Origin of the sequence: Dysgonomonas sp. Shenzhen-Wh21, from assembly GCF_043392705.1 — a bacterium.
In the GTDB taxonomy this organism is placed as follows: Bacteria; Bacteroidota; Bacteroidia; order Bacteroidales; family Dysgonomonadaceae; genus Dysgonomonas.
Genome location: NZ_JAIXHZ010000107.1, coordinates 1 through 4,316, shown reverse-complemented (window position 1 = coordinate 4,316; position 4,316 = coordinate 1). Strand labels below are relative to the sequence as shown.

The following is a 4,316-nucleotide window of genomic DNA, read 5'->3' as shown; positions in this document are numbered from 1 at the left end:
TCTGATACCACCAAGCCCATAAATACAAAGATTACGGAGTAGAGATTTAGATGGTGATTCAGCTCTGTATTTTACTCCTTTCAGGGCAAGAGGTATCAGAAATATAATGATAAGGGCATTGAATATAATCGCACTTAAAATTGCATTTTCGGGAGAAGACAAACCCATAATATTCAATACCGACAAAGCTCCTTTACCTGATATTCCGGCATATAATGTAACAGCTATTGCCGGAATGATTGCAAAATATTTAGCTACATCATTGGCTATACTGAATGTAGTTAATGCACCGCGGGTCATAAGCAATTGTTTCCCTACCTCTACCACCTCTATCAGCTTAGTCGGGTTGCTATCCAGATCGACCATATTTCCTGCTTCCCGTGCCGCTTGTGTGCCGCTACTCATAGCTATGCCAACATCCGATTGGGCAAGAGCAGGAGCATCATTTGTGCCATCACCGATCATTCCCACCAGATGACCGCTCGATTGCTCTTCTCTTATTTTTCGAAGTTTGTCTTCCGGTTTTGCTTCTGCCAAAAAATCATCTACTCCGGCTTCTGCTGCAATGGCGGCGGCCGTTAACGGGTTGTCTCCGGTAATCATCACTGTTTTTATTCCCATTCTGCGCAATTGAGTAAAGCGTTCTTTAATACCCCCTTTCACAATGTCTTTCAGGTGTATAATACCTAACACCTTGTTATCTCTTGCTACTATTAGGGGAGTGGCTCCCTGTTGTGCCAACTCATCAGACTTCTGTTTTATATCTTCAGGAAAGAATCCGTTATTGTTAAAAACGAAAGAACGTATCGCATCTACAGAGCCTTTTCTTATTTTTTGTATCTTTCCATCAACAGTTATATCTACACCACTCATTCGGGCTTGTGCGGTGAAAGGGATAAATTCGGCTTCTATACCCGCAAGGTCACGCCCTCGAATATTAAACTTTTCTTTAGCCAAAACTACAATCGAACGTCCCTCGGGTGTTTCATCGCTCAGAGAAGATAGTTGTGCCACATTGGCTATTTCATTTAAGCTAACACCTTCGGTGGGAATAAAATTGGTTGCCATACGATTTCCCAAAGTGATTGTTCCTGTTTTATCCAGCAACAATACATCCACATCACCTGCGGCTTCTATTGCACGTCCGCTGGTGGCTATTACATTATGCTTCATAAGCCTGTCCATGCCGCTGATACCAATAGCACTCAGCAATCCTCCGATAGTCGTAGGGATAAGGCAGACCAAAAGGGCAATTAGTACAGGTAAACTCAAATTGTTGGATTGCGGTAGTCCTGATGCGTGTAGACTATACCCGAAAAAAGAAGGTAGTGTAGCCACAGCAAGAAGAAAAACAATAGAAAGTCCCGAAAGTAAAATAGTCAAGGCAATCTCGTTTGGTGTTTTCTGCCGTTTTGCTCCTTCCACTAATGCGATCATCCTATCGATAAATGTGTGTCCCGCATCGGAGGTTATTCTAATAATAATCTTGTCGCTTAGTATCTTTGTTCCTCCAGTCACTGCATTTCGGTCGCCTCCGCTTTCTCGGATTACAGGAGCCGATTCTCCGGTTATTGCCGACTCATCTACGGTTGCTATTCCTTCTATGACTTCGCCATCGGATGGAATAATATCCCCGGTTTCGCAGATTACAACATCATCTTTTTTCAAATTTTCGGCAGCTACAATTTCTTCCCTTCCATCTTTCAGAAGGCGGGCTTTAGTCCGGGAACGATTGGCTTTCAGACTCTCTGCCTGAGCTTTGCCTCTCCCTTCGGCAATAGCTTCCGAGAAATTAGCGAATAAAACGGTTATCCATAGCCATAATGCTATTTGTAAGTTAAAAGTAGAGAATACTCCGTCTATCGTGCCTTCCAAAACAATGATGGTTGTAAGCAAAGCCCCGATAGCAACAATAAAAATAACCGGATTTTTGATTAATAAACTTGGATTTAATTTGATAAAGGACATTTTGATAGCCTCTATCAATATTTTTTTATCTAAGAAACTTTTATTTTGACTTTTCATTATTTTGGCGTTTTAAAATAGAACTCCGTTTTGCATTAGTATATGGTCTACAATTGGCCCTAACGACAAAGCAGGGAAAAATGTCAGACCACCAACTATGATAATAATTGATATAAGTAATCCTACAAACAATAGATTATCAGTTCGAAACGTACCTTGAGACACCGGGATGATTTTCTTTTGAGCAAGGCTTCCTGCTATCGCAAGCACAGGAATAATAATACCGAACCGCCCGATAAGCATCCCCAAAGCTATCAGGAGATTATAGAAAACGGTAGATGCATTGAGTCCTGCAAAGGCACTACCATTATTGCCTGCGGAAGAAGTGAAGGCATACAGTATTTCTGATAATCCATGTGAGCCTCCATTATTCAGGCTCGACAGTCCTTGCGGAATAGAACATGCAATAGCTGAAAATAATAGAATAACAATAGAAGGGCTAAGTATTGCTATAAGTGCCATTTTCACTTCAAAAGCTTCTATTTTTTTACCCAAATATTCAGGAGTACGACCAACCATAAGACCTGCAATAAATACAGTGAGTATAATAAATATGACAATACCATATAAGCCTGCACCTGCTCCGCCATAAACGACTTCACCCAACATCATATTTATCATGGCTACCATTCCCGAAAGAGGAGTGAGGCTGTCATGCATGGCGTTGACCGATCCATTAGATGCAGCAGTTGTGACTGTTGACCATAGCACACTATTTGTTATTCCAAAGCGGGTTTCTTTCCCTTCCATATAAGCGATATTGTGCCATGCCTCGGATTGGTGGAATTCAGAATACAAAGAGACAAAAAGACCAGCTCCAAATAAAATAAACATAGCTGTAAATATCGCCCAGCCTTGTTTTTGTGATTTCACCATTTTACCGTAAGTGTATGTCAAAGCCGCAGGGATGAGCAAAATGGATAAAAGTTGCAGAAAGTTGGAAAAAGGTGTCGGGTTTTCAAACGGATGGGCACTATTAGTCCCAAAGAAGCCACCTCCATTTGTACCCAACTGTTTGATTGCAATTTGAGATGCTGCTGGACCTTGTGGTATAACTTGTGTATTTCCTTGCAGGGTTGTGACATGGGTGTAACTATCAAAATTCTGGATTACTCCTTGTCCAGCCAATAAAACTGCAAGTAGTATGGATAAAGGAAGTAAGATATAGAGTGTAGAACGGGTGATGTCTACCCAGAAATTGCCTAGTACATCTGTTGTCTTCCCTTTTATTCCACGTATTAGAGCTGTCAAAACAGCAATCCCTGTTGCTGCGCTTAAGAAGTTTTGCACTGTAAGTCCTATCATTTGGCTGAAATAGCTCAGACCTGTTTCTCCTGAATATGATTGCCAGTTGGTATTGGTTATAAAGCTCACCGAAGTGTTAAATGCTGTGTGCCAATTCATATTCCCTATCTGCTGAGGATTTAATGGTAGCCATTTTTGTGTTACTAATACTAAGAACAAGAAGATAAATCCTATCAAGTTAAATAGTAACAATGCCATGGTGTATTTCTTCCAATTCATCGATAGGTTTGTATCTACTCCGCATATTTTGTATATTAACTTCTCCGGTTTGCTAAATATCGGAGTTAATATATTCTTCTCTCCATTTAATACTTTGGCCATAAATGAACCCAATATAGGTGTCAACGCTATAAGTAAAAATAGAAAAAGGAAGATTTGTATGTAATCATTGATTTCCATATCAATTATCATTAAAATTTTTCGGGTTTTATTAATACATAAATAAGGTATCCTAGAATGAGGATAGCTATAATTGCTCCGATGATATAAGTTATTTCCATATTTTATATTCTTTTTAATTACGATACAAAGCTATGGTGAAAGTTGTAAGGATTTTGTAAAGAAAATAGATGAGGTATAAAGATTTTATAAAGATTTTGCTGAGCCTTCTGAAGTTCTTATAAAAGGTAGTTGGGTAGCGTAGAGTAGGGGTGTCTCCGAATTAAGTTTCGGATTTAAAATAAAACAAGGCAATAGTCGAAAATAATATTTTCTCGTATTGCCTTGCTTGTTAAATTATTGAAGAGCTTGTTTGTCGATAATATTGCTCTTGTTCAAAAAGATCATTGATATCCTTTATTTTGTGTCAGCTTTCCATTTGATTTGGTAACTTGAACTGCCGGATAAGGAAATACCATCATATAGTCTTGATATGGATTTTTTATCTTATAATCTTGATAATCTGCGATTTCAAATGTCGACTCAGGGTTAGCACGATCAGCATACTTTCGTACCCGTGGATGGGAATTTAACTCTTTGTTAGCTAA

General features: G+C 39.2%; 3 protein-coding genes and 1 pseudogene. All 4 read right to left on the bottom strand.

Annotated features, from left to right (window positions below):
- Window positions 1–2,025, bottom strand: a 2,025-nt coding sequence (gene kdpB, locus LDB17_RS06855; RefSeq protein ID WP_393924953.1) for a potassium-transporting ATPase subunit KdpB, incomplete at its 3' end; no start/stop codon positions are given.
- A gap of 12 nt (window positions 2,026–2,037) precedes the next feature.
- On the bottom strand, window positions 2,038–3,729 hold the full coding sequence (gene kdpA / locus LDB17_RS06850; RefSeq protein ID WP_313609177.1) for a potassium-transporting ATPase subunit KdpA: 1,692 nt from the start codon (window positions 3,727–3,729) through the stop codon (window positions 2,038–2,040).
- An 11-nt stretch (window positions 3,730–3,740) separates the two neighbouring features.
- Complete coding sequence (kdpF, locus tag LDB17_RS06845) at window positions 3,741–3,830, bottom strand: K(+)-transporting ATPase subunit F (protein WP_006844131.1); 90 nt, start codon at window positions 3,828–3,830, stop codon at window positions 3,741–3,743.
- Between the two features lie 282 nt (window positions 3,831–4,112).
- A pseudogene (locus LDB17_RS06840) lies at window positions 4,113–4,316 on the bottom strand (RagB/SusD family nutrient uptake outer membrane protein); the annotation flags it as partial.